Raw genomic sequence first — 16,321 nt, forward strand, 5'->3', positions numbered from 1 at the left:
GATGTCCCCGATCCATAGGACCGGGGACAATCTGGAACAGCTTAACCGACCAGCCCGTTATCGGTGCGCTTGATCGTGATCACCGATGAGCGCGGCGTGCCTCCATCCGGCCATTCGCTGCCGGGATGCTGAATGCCGACAAACATGGTGCGCAGATCGCTGGACCAAGCCAGCCCCGTGACCTCACACCCGTTTGGACCGGTCATGAAGCGGGCGATTTCGCCCGTGACCGGATCACCGACCAGCATCTGGTTGTTGCCGTGGCCTGCAAAGTCTTCTTCGTTGTCGTCATTGCCGTCGGTCTGGATCCAGACCAGACCAGTCGAGTCAATGGTCATTCCGTCGGGTGAGTTGAACAGGTTGCCCTCGTTCACATTGGCCGATCCGGCGCGGGCGTCAGAATGCACTGTCGGATTACCCGCCATGACATAGAGATCCCAAACGAACGCGTCGGCTGCGTGGTCGTCGTTGTCCGGTTTCCAGCGAACGATCTGGCCATATTTATTGGCCTCACGCGGGTTGGGGCCATTGGTCGACGTGTCGTCTCCCCCGGCATTTGGTTTCACGCCGCGGTTCTTGTTGTTGGTTAGGCAGCAATAGGCTTCGACCGCTACCGGGCTGGACGCCACCCATTCAGGGCGATCCATGGTCGTGCCACCCGCCTTGGATGCCGCCAATCGGGTGAAGATCGCAATATCCGCCGCATCCATGCCGGTTGCATCCGGCGTCAGCGGCAGCCAGGTGCCTGTCATGTCGTCATCGAATTTCGCCACATAAAGCGTGCCGTCGTTCAACAGATTCTGGGTTTCGCCGCCGGGCTGATAGGTGCCGTTCGAGACGAATTTGTACAGATACTCGCCCCGCTCATCATCACCCATATAGACAACCACGCGGCCATCAGCGGCCAGAGTCACCTCGGCATTCTCATGCTTGAAACGGCCAAGACCGGTGTGTTTGACCGGGGTGCTGTCCGGTTTGGTCGGGTCGATTTCAACGATCCATCCCACTCGGTGCGGCTCGTTTGGGTTTTTGGAGGTGTCGAACCGCGGATCGAACAGTTCGTAGCCATTCCAGCTTTCGGCTTTGACGCCATAGCGCTTGAAGCCGTCCGCGACCTTTTGATCGTAGCTGGCGTTTTCGTCGCTGGACCCGAAATAGCCGTTAAAGTTCTCTTCGCAGGTCAGATACGTGCCCCAGGGCGTCTTGCCTGCACCACAGTTGTTCATGGTGCCCAGCGAGGTTGTGCCGGTCGGGTCGGCCTCGGTCTTCAGCAGGTCGTGGCCGGCAGCGGGGCCGACGATGTTCATCTCAGTGTTGTGGTGGATGCGCCGGTTGAACGGGCTGTCCTTGACCACGGACCAACCTTCGGGGCCTTCGGTGATTTCCATCACCGTCACACCCTGCAGGTTCTGCAGTTTGCGCACGTCGTCAGCACTGGCCGGAACACCTTCCTGCGCAGCGGGCAGGTTGATTTTACCGTTCGGATATTCGTGATTGATCGCAATCAGCTCATGACCTTGGAAGGTAAAGGTCTCCATGCCGTCGGTATTCTCGCCAAAGATGCGGTCCGAGTTCTCGACCGGGCCGCCCTCGGCGAGGTCATAGCCATCGGCATCCGAAAACAGCGGATCGCCCCAGCGCATCAAGATCTTCCACTCAAACCCTTCAGGCACATGGACGGTGCTATCAGTTTGTGCGGCAATCGGGGTGAAAGCGAACCGGGATGCTGCTTGTGCCTGCGCCGAGGTCGAGCCAAGCAGGCCGGTTCCCAACGCAGCCGCGCCAGAGCCGAAGGCCACGACGCCGGACAGAAATCCACGGCGGGAAATGGCGCTTTCGACGACACGGTCAAAGTCGTTTTCTTCAGGGCGGGGGAAATGCAGCTCGTCCCAGTCGTCGGCGGAAAGTGTGGTAGGGTCAACGTCTTTCATGGATTGCTCCTGGCTGTCGGTGAAAAGTCGATGAAACGCATTTAGGGGGCATTTGTGACAGGGTGATAACAGCACCATTAACGATGGCGCCGGGATACTCAGGAAACAGATTTACTCGGGATGCGTAAGGATACGCCGATGTGATCAGCCCGTCAAAACGGGCTGATCACATCTTGTTTTTATTGGCTTTTTGACAGGAAAAGCGGTCAGGTAAGGCGCTGACCGTCCGCATTGAACCGATAGGCCTTGTCCGGAGAATAGGCGAAACGCAATTCCTGCCCTTCGGATATCGCATGCTGGCCAAACAGCCGGGCGGTTATGGCGTGTTCGTTGATCTGCGCGATGACATTTGTGTCTCCGCCCAGCTTCTCAACATGGCTGACACGCGAGGTGAGTGGTCCGTCATCTGCAACAAACAGGTCCTCGGGCCGGATGCCAATCGTGTTCTGACCGCTTTCGTTCAGCAACCCCTGCGGCAGGAAATTCATTGACGGAGAGCCGAGGAACCCGGCCACGAACTGGTTCGCGGGGTTGTTATACAGCTCCATCGGGCTGCCGATCTGTTCCACCCGGCCGTCGCGCAGGACAACGATCTTGTCGGCGAGCGTCATGGCCTCGGTCTGGTCATGGGTGACATAGATCATCGAGGCGTCCAGTGCGCGATGCAGATTGGCGATCTCGATCCGCGTGTTCATGCGCAGCGCGGCATCCAGATTGGACAGGGGCTCATCAAACAGGAACAGTTTGGGTTCGCGCACGATGGCGCGGCCAATGGCAACCCGCTGACGCTGACCGCCCGACAATTCCGAGGGGAAGCGATCCAGATAGGGCTCGAGGTTCAGCATCCGGCTGGCTTTGGCCACGCGGCCTTCGATTTCCGATTTGGGCTGCTTTTCCTGCTTCAGTGCAAGGGTCATATTGCCCCGAACGCTGAGGTGGGGATAGAGCGCATAGCTTTGGAATACCATCGCAATGCCGCGCTTGGATGGCGGCACCAGATTGACTTGCTGACCGCCAATGTTGATCTCACCGGACGATGCATCCTCGAGCCCCGCAATCACCCGCAACAGGGTGGATTTGCCGCAGCCTGAGGGGCCGACAAAGACGACAAACTCGCCGTCTTCGACCTCAAGCGTGATGTCCTTCAGAACATGCACATTGCCGAAAGATTTATTGATTTTGTTCAGCGTCAGGGCGGTCATGTCGCTTGCTCCTCAAAGGAAACGGGCTGGCCAGTGCGGATGCTTTCATCTGCGGCCAGGCAAATGGCAAGGGATTGGACAGCGTCATTCATATGACGCGTCAGGTCTATGTCTTTGGCGATGGCGCGCAGTATATAGCCCTGTTCGGCATCGCAGAGTTCCTGGTGACCGGGTTCACCGGGCATGTCGATTGTGTGGTCGCCTTGCGGTGTGTGGACTAGCAGACCGCCAACCTTTGTGTGGCCGTCAATATCCGCCGAGGCACCCTTGTTCCCGTCGGTGATCGAGACCGAACCGTTGGGCGACACTATATCTTTCACGAAGAACGCGGTTTCCGACATCATCGGGCCCCAGCCGGCCTCATACCAGCCGACCGAGCCGTCATTGAAAACCACCTGAAACTGCCCGTAATTGTACATGTCGGGCGCGATCTCATCTGACAGGCGCAGACCCATTCCGTGGACACGGACGGGCCGGGCATCGGTGATCTGACACATCACATCGACATAGTGAACGCCGCAATCCACGATGGGCGAGGTGGTCTGCAACAACGCTTTATGCGTCTCCCATTCCGCGCCGCTGGATTGCTGGTTCAGGTTCAGGCGGAATACATAAGGCCCACCCAGGTTGCGGGCCTCGGCAATCAGCCGCACCCACGAGGGGTGGTGGCGCAGGATGTAGCCAACAACCAATTTGCGGTTCAGTCGGGTGGCGGTTTCGACCACGCGCCGCGCATCAGCGACATTGGTGGCCAGCGGTTTCTCTACAAAGACATGCGCCCCGGCTTCCATCGCCGCACAGGCATAATCCGCATGGCTGTCGGAATAGGTGGCGATCACGACCAGATCCGGGTTTGTTTCGGCCAGCGCGGTTTCGAAATCCGAATAGGCAGGATAATCCGCCAGATCGGGGTCATCCACGCGCCCGGATCGGTTCACCAGCCCAGCAATTTGCACGTCCGGGTGATGGTGATGGGCCAGCGCGTGGCTGAACCCCATATTGCCAAGACCTGCGATCAGAACACGTGTCATTTGACAGCCCCTGACGTGATGCCGCGGATCAGCTGGCGTGAGAATATGACATAGAGAACCAGGACCGGCAGGATTGCCATCGACAAGGCTGACAGGACCGCGTTCCAGTCGGTGACAAATTGACCGATAAAGACCTGGCTGCCCAGCGTCAGGGTCTTGGTCTCCTCAGCCGGGGCCAGGATCAGCGGGAACCAAAGGTCGTTCCAGATCGGGATCATGTTGAACACCGCCACCGTCGCCATGGCGGGCCGCACCAGTGGCAGCACCAGGCGGAAGAAGATCGTGTATTCCGACAGCCCGTCGATGCGCCCGGCGTTTTTCAGGTCATCACTGACCTGCCGCATGAATTCAGACAGGATAAACACCGCCAGCGGCAAACCCTGTGCCGTATAGACCAGGATCAGCGCCCAAAGTGAGTTCACCAACCCGGTCGCCACCATCATCTCAAGGATTGCGACGGTGCCGATGCGGATCGGGATCATGATCCCCAGTGCCAGATATAGGCCCATCAGCAGGTTGCCTTTGAACTGGTACTCGGACAGCGCATAAGCCGCCATGGCACCGAACAGCAGGATAAAGAACAGGGACGCCACGGTGACGATCATCGAGTTCTGAAAGTAGAGGAAGAAATCCCCCTGCTTCATCACCGTCTCATAGCCGATCAGCGAAAAACTGTCTGCGTTGGGCAGGGCCAGCGGTTCGCGAAAGATCGATCGGCGGGTTTTGAAGCTGTTGATCAGGATCACAAAGACCGGGAACAGAGCGATCAGTGTATACAGGATCAGCCCAGCGTGCATCGCTACGGTGTTGAGGGGGTTATGGCGTGCTTTGTTCATCACTTGGCCCTCACAGTTGATACCGGCGCATCCGGGTCTGGATGCCGAACAGATAGATACAGACGCCCACCAGGATGATTGCGAACATGGCCCCGGCGATGGCCGATCCCATATGCGGGTCGCCTAGTTGCAACTGGAAGCCGAAGAATGTGCGATACATGAAAGTACCTAGAATATCGGTTGAGAAATCTGGCCCCGCCAGCGCGCCTTGTGAGGCATAGATCAGGTCGAATGCGTTGAAATTGCCCACAAAGGTCAGGATCGAGATGATCCCGATCGACGGCAGGATCAGCGGTAGTTTGATCTTCCAGAAGGCCGAGGCCCCGGTGATGCCGTCGATCTCTCCGGCCTCAAGGATTTCTTCGGGGATGGTCAGCAGGGCGGCATAGATCAGCATCATCGGGATGCCTACGAACTGCCAGACCGAGATCAGCGCCAGCGTGGTCAGTGCGTATTCCTCTTTGCCCAACCACGGTGCAAAGAGGGACTTAAGCCCAACAGCATCCAGCATCGAAGGCGCAATGCCCCAGATCGGCGACAGGATCAGTTTCCAGGCAAAGCCCACGATCACAAAGCTGAGGATCGTAGGAATAAAGATCGCCGAGCGATACAGGGCGGCAAACCGTAGGCGGGGGTGGCTGAGAAGGGCGGCCAGCGCGATGCCGATCGGGTTCTGAACCAACATATGGATCAGGAAGAACCAAAAATTATTACCCAGAGCATTCCAGAATTGATCCGACCAGTTGGGATCGAAAAACAGGGTCCGGAAATTCTGCAATCCGACAAACACGCGAGCCTGATCAACCTCTGTATACAGTGCAAGGCGCAGTGTGTTGAACAGCGGGAAAATCATCACAGCGGTATAGACGAGTACGGCAGGTGCCAGAAATACAACGATATGCCAGCGGATGCGGGGGCGGGTCATGGGATTGCTTTCAAAGGGGTGTCGGAGTTACCCGGGCGGTCGGCACCGCCCGGGTATAGATCAGCTTATTGATGCGGAGCGTACCAGGAGGCCAGGCCTTCCTGCAGTTCGACACCCAGTTCCTCGGGGGATTTTGCACCTTTGATGGCAGCAACAGAAGCGCCCCAGGTATCGTTTTCAAGGTTCGGTGTGCCACGCGACAGGATTTGATAGGTCGAGCGGATGGTCGATTCACACTCTTCGCGCCAGCCTACGATTTCCTTGGCCAGCGGGTCCTGCAGCTCGACCGGAGTGTTCGAGAGCGGGAAGAAGCCAGGCAGGGCGTTGCCGAAGATTTCGGCGAATTCCGGGCTTGCGACCCAGGCCAGGAACGTCTCGGCAGCTTCGGGATTCGCGGTGGCCGCATTCATACCAATGCCAATGTCGGTGTGGTCCGAGATATAGCAGGTATCGCCCGCATTCTGGACTGGCGGCTTAAAGGCGCCCATTTCGAAATCGGCCTGCGCATTGAAGCCCGAAATTTCCCAGGATCCCGCAGGGTAGACGGCTGCGCGACCCAGGGTAAAGATGTTCTGGCTGTCGGGATAAGTCTGCGCCTCATATCCGTCACCCAGATAAACGCCCCAACGGGCCAGGGTGGCATAGGGGGCGGTCCAGGCTTCATCGGTCAGCTTTTGCTCGCCCGCGATCAGCGCCTGGCGGCCCTCTTCGCCTTTCCAATAGTTCGGACCGATGTTGTTATAGCCCATAGTGGCGGCTTCCCACTGGTCGTTGGTGCCCATCGCCATCGGGATATAAGTGCCGTCTTCCTTGATCTTGTCGAGGGCGGCAAAGAACTCGTCCTCGGTTGTGGGAACTTCGATACCCAGTTCGGCAAACGCGTCCTTGTTATAGATGAACCCGTGGATCACCGACGCCATCGGAACGCAGAAACTGGCCGAGCCGTCATCCGTTTGCCAGGCCGACTTGGCGACATCCGAGAAGTTGTTCATCGCTTCGACACCGGACAGGTCGCTCAGATGACCGGCCTCATACAGGGCCAGCGATGCGTCGAACGGTCGACAGGTGATCAGGTCACCCGCCGATCCCGCATCCAGTTTCGAATTCAGTACGGCGTTGTATTCCGCCGGGGCCGAGGGTGTGAATTGCACTTTGATGCCGGGGTGTTTGGCCTCAAACGCAGGGATGATCTGGTCCTGCCATAGGGTCAGGTCGTCATTTCGCCAGCTTTCGATGGTCAGGGTCACATCTTCCGCATAGGCAGCCGACGCCATCAACGTCGTGCCCAGCAGAGCAAGTTTCAAGCTATTCTTAGTCATCCATATTCTCCCGATTGATGGTTATTATTCTATGGCCAGTGCGGCCGTTAGGATTCCGTCTGATGTTCGTAGGCGTTCAGTGGCTTCGGATGCCGAAACACCTTTTGCGGCGACAAGCACGGCGGGCTTCACATCACCGCGTGTTGCTTCCAGTGCGCGCTTTGCTGCGTCTGTGTCCACCTCGGCAATGCGGGTTACGATTCCGGCCGCGCGGGCGCGCAGTTTGTCATTGTCCGCGCGCAGGTTGACCATCATGCCGCCATGTACGTGGCCAAGGTCCAGCGCCATCAGCGACGACAGCATATTCAAAGCGATCTTTTGCGCCGTTCCCGCGCCCATCCGCGTTGATCCCGAAATCAGTTCGGGCGGGGTGGCTAGCAGGATCGGGATGTTGGTCTGTGTCAGCAGGGGACTGTTGGCGTTATTGGCGATGCCGATCAAGGTCGCGCCTTTTGCACGGGCGATGCTTGCGGCTGTCATCGTGTAGGGGGTCGACCCGCTTGCGGATACGGCGATCACCGTGTCCCGGGCTGACAAACTGTTCAGCGCTTCACGCAGGTCACCGTCGGCGTCTTCGGAATCACCCGACATCTCGACACCCGTCGGAAGACCACCAGCCATATGGATTCGCAACTGGTCTGGCGTGATCGAGAATGTTCCGCCCAGCTCTTGCGCGTCAGCCGCCGCCATCAAACCGGACGAGCCTGCCGCAACATAGTGCAACATGCCGCCCGACCGGAGCGTCCTGGCCATCGCAGCGGCGCCCAATGCAATAGCCTGTGTGGCCGAGCGCACCGCCGCTGCCGCAGCGATCTGCCCCTCGGCCAGCAACAGCGCCGACCCTGTCAGGTCTTCGCGGCTCAGGCTGGTGGCGTCGCGGTGCAGTTGTTCGGTTGACGGCAGCGTCAAGAGAATCCCCTCCCAGGTTTCCCGATTACAATACCTATTTAATACCACCTGTCCAACATTTTCTTTTCAGTGAAGGTTTTGTGCTGTTCTTATAGGAAAAACTGCAATATTTGCGAGTAGCGCCAAAATCTAGGCTTTTCTAAATCAAATAGGTATTGTATTGGTATTGTCATGATTGAGTCCCTGCATAATGCTGTATTGGCCGTTGATGGCGGTGGAACGCGCTGTCGTGTGGCCTGTGAGGTTGCTGGAATCGCTCACAGCGTTGAAGTTGGCGCTGCAAACGTCTCGACTGATTTTCAGGCTGGCGTTTCACAGATAAAGCTGGGGTTGGACCAGCTGTCTGGCAAGCTTGGCATCGGGGTTGAGGGCTTGTTGGCAAGTCCTGCCTTTGTTGGTTTAGCTGGGATCACGGATCAGGCGATCTCAACTCGTTTGAGGGATGCGCTTGGTCTAAAGCACGCCCGGATAGAGGATGATCGTCCCGCTGCCTTGCGCGGGGCACTGGGTGCGCAGGACGGGCTGATTGCCCATTGTGGTACAGGCTCATTTCTGGCCAGACAAACTGGTAGAGACATGCGCTTTGCCGGTGGCTGGGGCTCGGTCTTGGGGGATGAAGCCTCGGCCCAGTGGGTTGGAAGGATGGCATTGTCCTTGGCATTGCGTGCGTCTGATGGAACGCAGACCCGTTCGGACCTTTTGACCACTTTGCTGTCCGAACATGACGGACCTGCCGGGATCGTTCGTTTTGCAGGGGCTGCAGACCCTGCGCAGTTTGGAGCGATTGCACCAAAAGTGACCATGGCTGCCCAAGATGACGACGTGGTTGCGCAACAAATCATGCGGGCAGGTGCTGCCTATCTGGCGGATACCGCCACGCATTTGGGGTGGAGCCCGGGAGCCGCGCTGTGTCTGACGGGCGGTATTGGTGGTCAATACGCGTCGTATCTGCCCGAAAACATGCAATCCGACCTGCGCGCGCCGTTAGGAGAACCGCTCGACGGGGCGCTCGCCTTGGCAAAGGAGGTCGAACATGAGCATTGCTGATTTTCTGCGTTCGGATTCCTGGCTGACCGCTGATAATGGGCCGCGATATGTCCAACTACGGCGAAGGCTGCAGGAGGGCATTGATACGGGTGTTCTGCCCCCCAAATCGTCGCTTCCGTCCGAGAGAGAACTTGTCGAGATCACGGACCTTTCGCGCGTCACCGTGAGAAAGGCGATTCAAGAGCTTGTCCAAGAGGGCGTGATCGAACAGCGCCAGGGCTCGGGCTCGTTCATCCGCGAGCGCATCCCACGGGTCGAACAATCGCTGACACATCTGACTTCGTTCACCGAAGACATGTCCAGCCGTGGAATGAAAACCGCGTCGAAATGGCTGGAGCGGGGGGTCTTTGCGCCGACCCAAGAAGAGATTGCCGCCTTGAGCTTGTCCGAGGGTGAGCAAATCTCTCGTATCTACCGATTGCGCGAAGCCGATGGCCGTCCATTGGCGCTGGAAAAAGCGGCGTTACCTTTGGATATCCTGCCGAACCCGATCGAGGTGACCACCTCTCTGTACGAGGTCTTGAATCGGCTGGGCCGCCGTCCTGTTCGGGCGGTTCAGAAGATCTCGGCCCTGAATTTGGCCGCGCGTGAGGCTGAACTTCTTGATGTTCCCGAGGGAGCCGCCGGGCTGAATATTGAACGTGTTTCTTTTCTCAGAAACGGACGCGTCGCCGAACTGACACGCTCGCTTTATCGCGGCGATGCGTATGATTTTGTCGCTGAATTGCGGTTGTAACCTGAAAGGACGGAACTAGATGTCCGTAGAACTCTCGAAGATGCGTCAGGAAATTCTGGAAATTCCTGATGCCGTAGACCGATTGCTAAGCAATGGGGCTGACAATATCCGCCACGCTGCCCAGTTGGCGCGCGACGCAGACCCGCGTTTTCTGGTCTCGGTGGCGCGAGGATCTTCGGATCACGCCTGCACCTATCTGAAATATGCATGCGAACTATTGCTGAACCTTCCTGTTGCCTCGGTCGGGCCCTCGGTCAACTCGATCTATGGTGCCGAGCTTCGGGCGCAGTGTGCGTTGAGCATATCGGTGTCGCAATCTGGTCAAAGCCCGGACATCGTTGGCATGACGCGCGCGCTGAAACGATCTGGTGCCGTGACGGTCGCCATTACGAACAATACGGAATCCCACCTGGCAGATGCCACGGACGCCGTCCTGCCTCTTCATGCGGGACCGGAATTGAGTGTGGCAGCAACCAAGACCTTTGTGACGTCTCTGGTGGCGGGGCTGTGGTTGCTGGCGGAAATCGCGGATGAGGCAGAGCTGAAGCAGGCCATATGGTCACTGCCCGGGTATCTTGGGAAGGCTGCCCAATGCGACTGGACCCCGGCCGCCAATGCGATTTCCGGCCGGTCCCTGTTTACCTTGGGTCGCGGTCCATCGCTGGCGATCTCGAATGAAGCGGCGCTGAAAATCAAAGAGACCTGCCAGATCCACGCCGAGAGCTATTCGACTGCAGAAGTTCTGCACGGGCCGGTCTCAATCGTTGAAGAAGGGTTTCCAACCATTGTGTTCGCTGCCAGTGATGCCGCTGAACAAACAACGGCAGAAGCGGCTGATGCGTTGGCGGCAAAAGGGGCTACCGTTTTTGCCACAACATCGGCGGTGAAACGGGCGCAGCCTCTGCCGGTCGTCAGAACGGACCATTGGCTGACCGATCCCATCAGCGCCATCACATCGTTCTACAGCATGGTTGAATCGGTCGCCTGCAATCGCGGAATTGACCCTGATGCCCCGCGTCACCTTAAGAAAGTTACGGAAACTGTATGACCTCTGAGACGGTTGTATTCAGAAACGGCGCCTATTTCGACGGCACACACCTGCTGGAGGGGCAGGCGGTTGTGTTTCGCCAAGGTAATTTGTCCGAGATCACCCCGGCAGACGGAACCAAAATCGCCGGGCAGCAGGTCGATCTGAACGGTGATATTCTCTGCCCCGGATTTGTGGACCTACAGGTCAATGGCGGCGGAAGTGTCATGTTCAACGATGACCCTTCTGTCGAGACTATCCAGCGCATTTCTCAAGCGCATAGAAAGCTTGGCGTCGCATCCTTTTTGCCCACCCTGATTACCGACACTGCGGCCAAGACCCAGCAGGCAATAGAGGCCGCGATCAAGGCTGTGGATGTCGGTGTTCTCGGTGTCGCTGGACTGCATCTGGAGGGACCGCATCTTTCGTTGGCGCGAAAAGGGGCGCATGACGCCGCGCTGATCCGCCCGATGGATGAAGAGGATCTGACCACCCTGATAGCCGCGGCCAGCCGATTGCCTTGCCTTAAAGTAACCCTGGCGCCAGAAGCTGTGTCTGAGCGACAGGTTACCTCTTTGGCTGAGGCCGGAATTCTGGTGTCTCTGGGTCATAGCGATGCGGATTTTGCGACCTGTCAACGTTATGCTGCGGCGGGCGCCCGCTGTGTCACACATCTGTTCAACGCCATGAGCCAGCTTGGAAACCGCGAGCCTGGTCTTGTGGGGGCGGCGCTGGCTAATGCGGGTTTGTCTGCGGGTCTGATTGCCGACAGTATACACGTACACCCTGAGGTCATGCGGGCGGCATGGGCGGCAAAGACCGGCCCGGCCCGGATATTTCTGGTCAGCGATGCCATGGCTGTTGCCGGAACAGAGGATGCCGAATTCAACCTTGAAGGGCGCCGTATTACCAGAACGGATGGCCGCCTGACGCTTGAAAATGGAACGCTGGCAGGGGCTGACCTGGATCTGACGACGGCTGTTCGCATCCTTGTTAAAAATGCCGGTGTCCCGCTGAAGGATGCGCTGAGCGCCGCAACGACCTATCCTGCGAAGTTGATTGGTTTGGCCGAATCTTCCAGTAAGAATCTGGCATCCATGATCCGTATTTCGGCGGATCTTGAATCTTGCGAATGGGCGAATGCCGCGCGTTGAATAAGCCGCCCGCTGCCGAAACGACCCCGGGATTACCGATGCGCCGGGGTCCGTCCCCGGGTGTCATATGATTTTGAATTTCGCGTGCGAACTGTGCTTGACGACACCTTGGGCATGGCATAAACCAGCCACCGCTGAGCGGGCGTCGTATACTGGCTATTACCTCAGCCTTCCAAGCTGATGAAGCGGGTTCGATTCCCGCCGCCCGCTCCAAATCAGCCCCAAAAATCTGCGTCAAATAGCCTTTCGTTTGGGCCATTCGGCTGCACCGCTTGACCCGGCGGGTTGTAGACGCCAAGAAGCGGGATACCGGAATTCGAACACGAAGTAAGGGCCTGACATGGCAAAACCCGTCTCAGCCAGTCCAGCAGCAAAACCCGCACCCGGTGCGGCTGAGGAACGGGCCAGGTCCAGGAAGATCGGTGTTCTGGCTTCGCTCTGGCCATTCATGAAGCCTTATCGATTGCAAATGATTGGGGCCTCTTTGGCCTTGGTTCTGACCGCCAGCATGACGCTGACATTGCCTTTGGCTGTCCGCCGTGTGGTCGACAACTTTCGGATCGAAGACGGAGAGCTACTGGATTGGTACTTTCTGGCGGCGCTGGGCATCGCCGCGATTCTGGCCGTCGGAACAGGCATCCGCTACGCGCTTGTTACGCGCCTGGGTGAACGCGTTGTCGCCGATATCCGCAAAGCCGTTTTTGATCGCGTCATCGGGATGAGCCCCGAATTCTATGAACGTATCATGACGGGTGAGGTGCTGAGCCGGATCACGACCGACACCACGCTGATTCAATCCGTGCTGGGCTCGTCGGTCTCGATCGCTCTACGCAATATGTTGATGTTTCTGGGCGGGCTTGTGCTGATGCTGCTGACCTCGGCCAAGCTGACCGGGATGGTCTTGCTGCTGATTCCGCTGGTTGTGGTTCCGATACTGGTATTGGGGCGGCGCCTGCGGGTTATTAGCCGGGAAAACCAAGACTGGATCGCAGCCTCATCAGGCAATGCCGGCGAGGCGCTGAGCGCGGTTCAAACCGTTCAGGCCTTTACCCATGAGCAGGCCAGCCGAAATCAATTCGGTGAGATGACCGAAACGTCCTATACTGTCTCGCTGCGCCGAATTCAGACCCGGGCCGTGCTGACCGTCATCGTTATATTCCTGGTGTTTTCCGGAATCGTGGGCGTGTTGTGGATGGGGGCGAATGATGTCCGCAATGGTGTCATGACCGAGGGCGTTCTGATCCAGTTCGTGATCTATTCGATCATCATGGCCGGTTCGGTTGCGGCCCTGTCCGAAATCTGGAGCGAATTGCAGCGTGCGGCCGGTGCGACCGAGCGGTTGGTCGAGCTGTTGAATGCTCAGGACACCGTGAACGATCCCGGCCAGGCGCAAGTTTTCCCCGCGCCCGTGCGCGGCGAGATTCAGTTCGACGATGTGACTTTCCGCTACCCGGCGCGTCCAGATGTCGTGGCGTTGAATGAACTGTCGCTGACAGTCAACCCCGGGGAAACCGTCGCATTTGTCGGCCCCTCGGGGGCCGGAAAAACAACCGTGATCCAGATGATTCAGCGATTCTATGATCCTGACTCGGGACGCGTTTGTTTGGATGGCATTGACCTGCGAGATTTGGATCGTTCCAATTTCCGCCGTCATATGGCACTTGTGCCTCAGGATCCCACGATATTCGCAGCATCGGCGCGCGAAAATATCCGATTTGGGCGGCTCGATGCGACGGATGCCGAGGTTGAAGACGCAGCCCGCGCAGCTGCGGCCCACGAATTCATCTCGACGCTGCCCGAAGGCTATGACAGCTTTGTAGGAGAGCGAGGCGTCATGCTGTCCGGGGGACAAAAACAGCGGATCGCCATCGCCCGCGCCATTTTGCGCGATGCTCCGATCCTGTTGTTGGATGAGGCGACATCGGCATTGGACGCTGAAAGCGAGCGCGCTGTGCAAGGGGCTGTCGACAGGTTGCGTGCAGGGCGGACGACGCTGATTGTTGCGCACAGATTGGCAACCGTGAAAAAAGCCGACCGCATCATCGTCCTGGAGAACGGGCAGATCGTTGCGCAGGGAACGCATGACGATCTGGTATCGCAGGATGGGCTGTACGCGCGTTTGGCACGGTTGCAATTTACCGATGGTGTTGCAGCAGAGTAACCTGATGGCGAGATATTTTGTTTTGCGCCCCAGCGTCATTCTACATTCTGGGTTGTTCTGCCGTTAAGCCCTTACTTGCACATGAGCGGGTTTTACTTTCATCCTAGATGAGAGCCTGCGCGTGACGCAGTAAAAGTACAGGGAGGAACTAATGGCATTCGCGGGATTAGACGATAAGGCAAGAATAGAAAATGAAATGCCGTGGGAGGATCGAGACGTACCGGTAACCTTTCATCAGTTACTTTCTCGAACGGCGGCCAAGTTCCCCGACCACAAGGCCATTAGCTTTCAGCTGTTTTCCGGCCCAACCGATAAGGCCGAGACACTGACGTGGTCTGATCTGCTGGGTAAGGTCAATCAGGCCGCCAATCTTTTCAGATCTCTGGGTATCGGTGAAAACGATGTGGTGGCCTATGTTCTGCCCAACTGCAACGAAACTCTGGTGACCCTTATGGGAGGGGCCGTCGCTGGGATCGTGAACCCGATCAACCCGTTGTTGGAGCCCGAGCAAATCGCAGCAATTTTGCGCGAGACGAAAGCCAAGGTTGTTGTGACGCTAAAATCATTTCCCAAAGCCGATGTTGCACAGAAGGTGGAAGAGGCCGTACGCCACGCGCCCGGTGTGAACACAATTCTGGAAATCGACCTGAATCGCTATCTGACGCCTCCGAAATCGTGGATCGTGCCCCTTGTGCGTCCCAAAATGGGCGACAAGGCTAAATTGGCTCATGCGGACTATTTGAATTTCAGCAAAGAGCTGGCGAAACAGCCCGAGACACTGACATTCGAAGACAGTAAATCAGACCGTGTTGCGTGCTATTTCCATACTGGTGGTACAACCGGCATGCCCAAGGTTGCACAACACAAATATTCCGGCCTGATCTATAATGGCTGGTGTGGTGGCACCTTGTTGTTCGACGAAAACGATGTGGTCATGTGCCCACTGCCCATGTTCCACGTCTTTGCTGTGCATGTGATCGTCATGGCTGCAGTGAGTTCGGGTGCGCATGTGGTCTTCCCGACGCCTCAAGGATATCGCGGGGATGGCGTTTTCGACAATTTCTGGAAACTGATCGAGCGTTGGAAAGTCAGCTTTATCATCACGGTTCCGACAGCGATCTCTGCCAAAATGCAGCGCCCTGTCGACGCTGATATCTCGTCAGTGAAAACGGCCTTCTCAGGCTCGGCTCCTTTGCCGGTTGAACTGTTCCGTCGCTTTGAAGAGGCCACCGGCGTCACTATAGTCGAAGGCTATGGCCTGACCGAAGCCACCTGCCTAGTGTCGTGCAACCCGGTGGATGGCGAAAAGAAGATCGGTTCGATTGGCGTTCCGTTCCCTTATACGGATGTGAAAATCCTGCAGGATGGGCCCGACGGTCCGACCGAATGTGGCACTGATCAGATTGGTGAGATCTGTATCTCGAACCCCGGCGTATTTGCGGGCAACACGTATACAGAGGTCGAAAAGAACGTGGGCCTGTTCCACTATGACAAATATCTGCGCACCGGTGATTTGGGCCGGTTTGACGATGATGGCTATTTGTGGATCACCGGTCGTGCCAAGGATTTGATCATTCGCGGCGGGCACAATATCGACCCGGCCGAGATCGAAGAGGCGCTGTTGGGGCATGAGGCCGTGGCATTTGCCGGTGCGATCGGTCAACCAGACGCCCATGCGGGCGAAGTGCCCTGTGCCTTTGTCGAACTGGTCTCTGGGGCCAGTGTGACAGAGCAGGAGCTGATGGAATACTGCAGAGTTCACGTTCACGAGCGTGCCGCGCAACCTAAGCACATGACAATTCTGGACGAACTGCCCAAGACGGCAGTGGGCAAAGTCTTTAAGCCCGAGCTACGTAAGCAGGCGATCACACGCATCTACAACGGTGCGCTTGAAGACGCAGGCGTTGCTGCGCGTGTGGTTTCGGTTCTGGATGATAAAAAGCGCGGACTTGTCGCGCAGCTTGACGCCAACGGTTCCTCGGACGACGATGTCAGCAAAGTGCTGGGATCGTTCACCCGGCCATGGGAGTGGGCTGCCTGATC

The 16,321-nt window shown here is 57.6% G+C and carries 13 protein-coding genes and 1 tRNA gene; 7 read left to right on the forward strand and 7 right to left on the reverse strand.

Annotated elements, in window-relative coordinates; genetic code table 11:
- Positions 1 to 41: 41 nt before the first annotated feature.
- The 7 genes from AC2FH8_RS09740 to AC2FH8_RS09770 all read right to left on the reverse strand — a co-directional run bounded on the left by AC2FH8_RS09740 (position 42) and on the right by AC2FH8_RS09770 (position 8,153).
- Positions 42 to 1,931: a PhoX family protein gene (locus AC2FH8_RS09740; protein WP_496689627.1), complete on the reverse strand. Its 1,890-nt coding sequence runs from the start codon at positions 1,929 to 1,931 to the stop codon at positions 42 to 44.
- A 206-nt stretch (positions 1,932 to 2,137) separates the two neighbouring features.
- Positions 2,138 to 3,133, reverse strand: a complete 996-nt coding sequence (locus tag AC2FH8_RS09745; protein WP_496689629.1) for an ABC transporter ATP-binding protein — start codon at positions 3,131 to 3,133, stop codon at positions 2,138 to 2,140.
- A complete protein-coding gene (locus AC2FH8_RS09750) occupies positions 3,130 to 4,164 on the reverse strand; it encodes a Gfo/Idh/MocA family protein (protein ID WP_496689631.1) in 1,035 nt (344 codons plus the stop codon). Before AC2FH8_RS09750 ends, AC2FH8_RS09745 begins: the two co-directional genes overlap by 4 nt.
- Entirely contained in the window at positions 4,161 to 5,000 is an 840-nt protein-coding gene (locus AC2FH8_RS09755; RefSeq protein WP_271949335.1) for a carbohydrate ABC transporter permease, read from the reverse strand. Before AC2FH8_RS09755 ends, AC2FH8_RS09750 begins: the two co-directional genes overlap by 4 nt.
- A 10-nt stretch (positions 5,001 to 5,010) precedes the next feature.
- Complete coding sequence (locus AC2FH8_RS09760; RefSeq protein ID WP_142636674.1) at positions 5,011 to 5,925, reverse strand: carbohydrate ABC transporter permease; 915 nt, start codon at positions 5,923 to 5,925, stop codon at positions 5,011 to 5,013.
- 65 nt (positions 5,926 to 5,990) lie between these two features.
- Positions 5,991 to 7,244: an ABC transporter substrate-binding protein gene (locus tag AC2FH8_RS09765; protein ID WP_496689633.1), complete on the reverse strand. Its 1,254-nt coding sequence runs from the start codon at positions 7,242 to 7,244 to the stop codon at positions 5,991 to 5,993.
- A gap of 24 nt (positions 7,245 to 7,268) precedes the next feature.
- Entirely contained in the window at positions 7,269 to 8,153 is an 885-nt protein-coding gene (locus AC2FH8_RS09770) for an N-acetylmuramic acid 6-phosphate etherase (protein WP_281994952.1), read from the reverse strand.
- Between the two features lie 171 nt (positions 8,154 to 8,324).
- On the opposite strand from AC2FH8_RS09770, the gene AC2FH8_RS09775 reads away from it, so the two are divergent.
- The 7 genes from AC2FH8_RS09775 to AC2FH8_RS09805 all read left to right on the forward strand — a co-directional run bounded on the left by AC2FH8_RS09775 (position 8,325) and on the right by AC2FH8_RS09805 (position 16,319).
- Positions 8,325 to 9,200 (forward strand): glucosamine kinase nucleotide-binding domain-containing protein, encoded by an 876-nt coding sequence (locus AC2FH8_RS09775; RefSeq protein ID WP_496689635.1) that lies wholly within the window; start codon positions 8,325 to 8,327, stop codon positions 9,198 to 9,200.
- A complete protein-coding gene (locus AC2FH8_RS09780) occupies positions 9,187 to 9,936 on the forward strand; it encodes a GntR family transcriptional regulator (RefSeq protein WP_496689637.1) in 750 nt (249 codons plus the stop codon). The genes AC2FH8_RS09775 and AC2FH8_RS09780 overlap by 14 nt, the downstream gene beginning before the upstream one ends.
- Before the next feature lie 19 nt (positions 9,937 to 9,955).
- Entirely contained in the window at positions 9,956 to 10,984 is a 1,029-nt protein-coding gene (locus AC2FH8_RS09785; protein ID WP_496689639.1) for an SIS domain-containing protein, read from the forward strand.
- Positions 10,981 to 12,117: an N-acetylglucosamine-6-phosphate deacetylase gene (gene nagA / locus AC2FH8_RS09790; RefSeq protein WP_282027563.1), complete on the forward strand. Its 1,137-nt coding sequence runs from the start codon at positions 10,981 to 10,983 to the stop codon at positions 12,115 to 12,117. Before AC2FH8_RS09785 ends, nagA begins: the two co-directional genes overlap by 4 nt.
- A gap of 138 nt (positions 12,118 to 12,255) precedes the next feature.
- A tRNA-Gly gene (locus tag AC2FH8_RS09795) sits at positions 12,256 to 12,330 on the forward strand.
- Positions 12,331 to 12,457: 127 nt separating this feature from the next.
- Positions 12,458 to 14,278 (forward strand): ABC transporter transmembrane domain-containing protein, encoded by a 1,821-nt coding sequence (locus AC2FH8_RS09800; protein ID WP_496689641.1) that lies wholly within the window; start codon positions 12,458 to 12,460, stop codon positions 14,276 to 14,278.
- 151 nt (positions 14,279 to 14,429) lie between these two features.
- Positions 14,430 to 16,319: an acyl-CoA synthetase gene (locus AC2FH8_RS09805; protein ID WP_496689643.1), complete on the forward strand. Its 1,890-nt coding sequence runs from the start codon at positions 14,430 to 14,432 to the stop codon at positions 16,317 to 16,319.
- Positions 16,320 to 16,321: the final 2 nt, after the last annotated feature.

This window comes from Ruegeria sp. CDSC025 (genome assembly GCF_059610805.1).

Bases quoted from the DNA above. Each gene is read 5' to 3' on its own strand.
- AC2FH8_RS09745 (WP_496689629.1), bottom strand. From the start codon at position 3,133: ATGACCGCCCTGACGCTGAACAAAATCAATAAATCTTTCGGCAATGTG.
- AC2FH8_RS09800 (WP_496689641.1), top strand. From the start codon at position 12,458: ATGGCAAAACCCGTCTCAGCCAGTCCAGCAGCAAAACCCGCACCCGGT.
- AC2FH8_RS09750 (WP_496689631.1), bottom strand. From the start codon at position 4,164: ATGACACGTGTTCTGATCGCAGGTCTTGGCAATATGGGGTTCAGCCAC.
- AC2FH8_RS09785 (WP_496689639.1), top strand. From the start codon at position 9,956: ATGTCCGTAGAACTCTCGAAGATGCGTCAGGAAATTCTGGAAATTCCT.
- AC2FH8_RS09775 (WP_496689635.1), top strand. From the start codon at position 8,325: ATGATTGAGTCCCTGCATAATGCTGTATTGGCCGTTGATGGCGGTGGA.
- AC2FH8_RS09755 (WP_271949335.1), bottom strand. From the start codon at position 5,000: ATGAACAAAGCACGCCATAACCCCCTCAACACCGTAGCGATGCACGCT.
- AC2FH8_RS09780 (WP_496689637.1), top strand. From the start codon at position 9,187: ATGAGCATTGCTGATTTTCTGCGTTCGGATTCCTGGCTGACCGCTGAT.
- nagA (WP_282027563.1), top strand. From the start codon at position 10,981: ATGACCTCTGAGACGGTTGTATTCAGAAACGGCGCCTATTTCGACGGC.
- AC2FH8_RS09740 (WP_496689627.1), bottom strand. From the start codon at position 1,931: ATGAAAGACGTTGACCCTACCACACTTTCCGCCGACGACTGGGACGAG.
- AC2FH8_RS09805 (WP_496689643.1), top strand. From the start codon at position 14,430: ATGGCATTCGCGGGATTAGACGATAAGGCAAGAATAGAAAATGAAATG.
- AC2FH8_RS09760 (WP_142636674.1), bottom strand. From the start codon at position 5,925: ATGACCCGCCCCCGCATCCGCTGGCATATCGTTGTATTTCTGGCACCT.
- AC2FH8_RS09765 (WP_496689633.1), bottom strand. From the start codon at position 7,244: ATGACTAAGAATAGCTTGAAACTTGCTCTGCTGGGCACGACGTTGATG.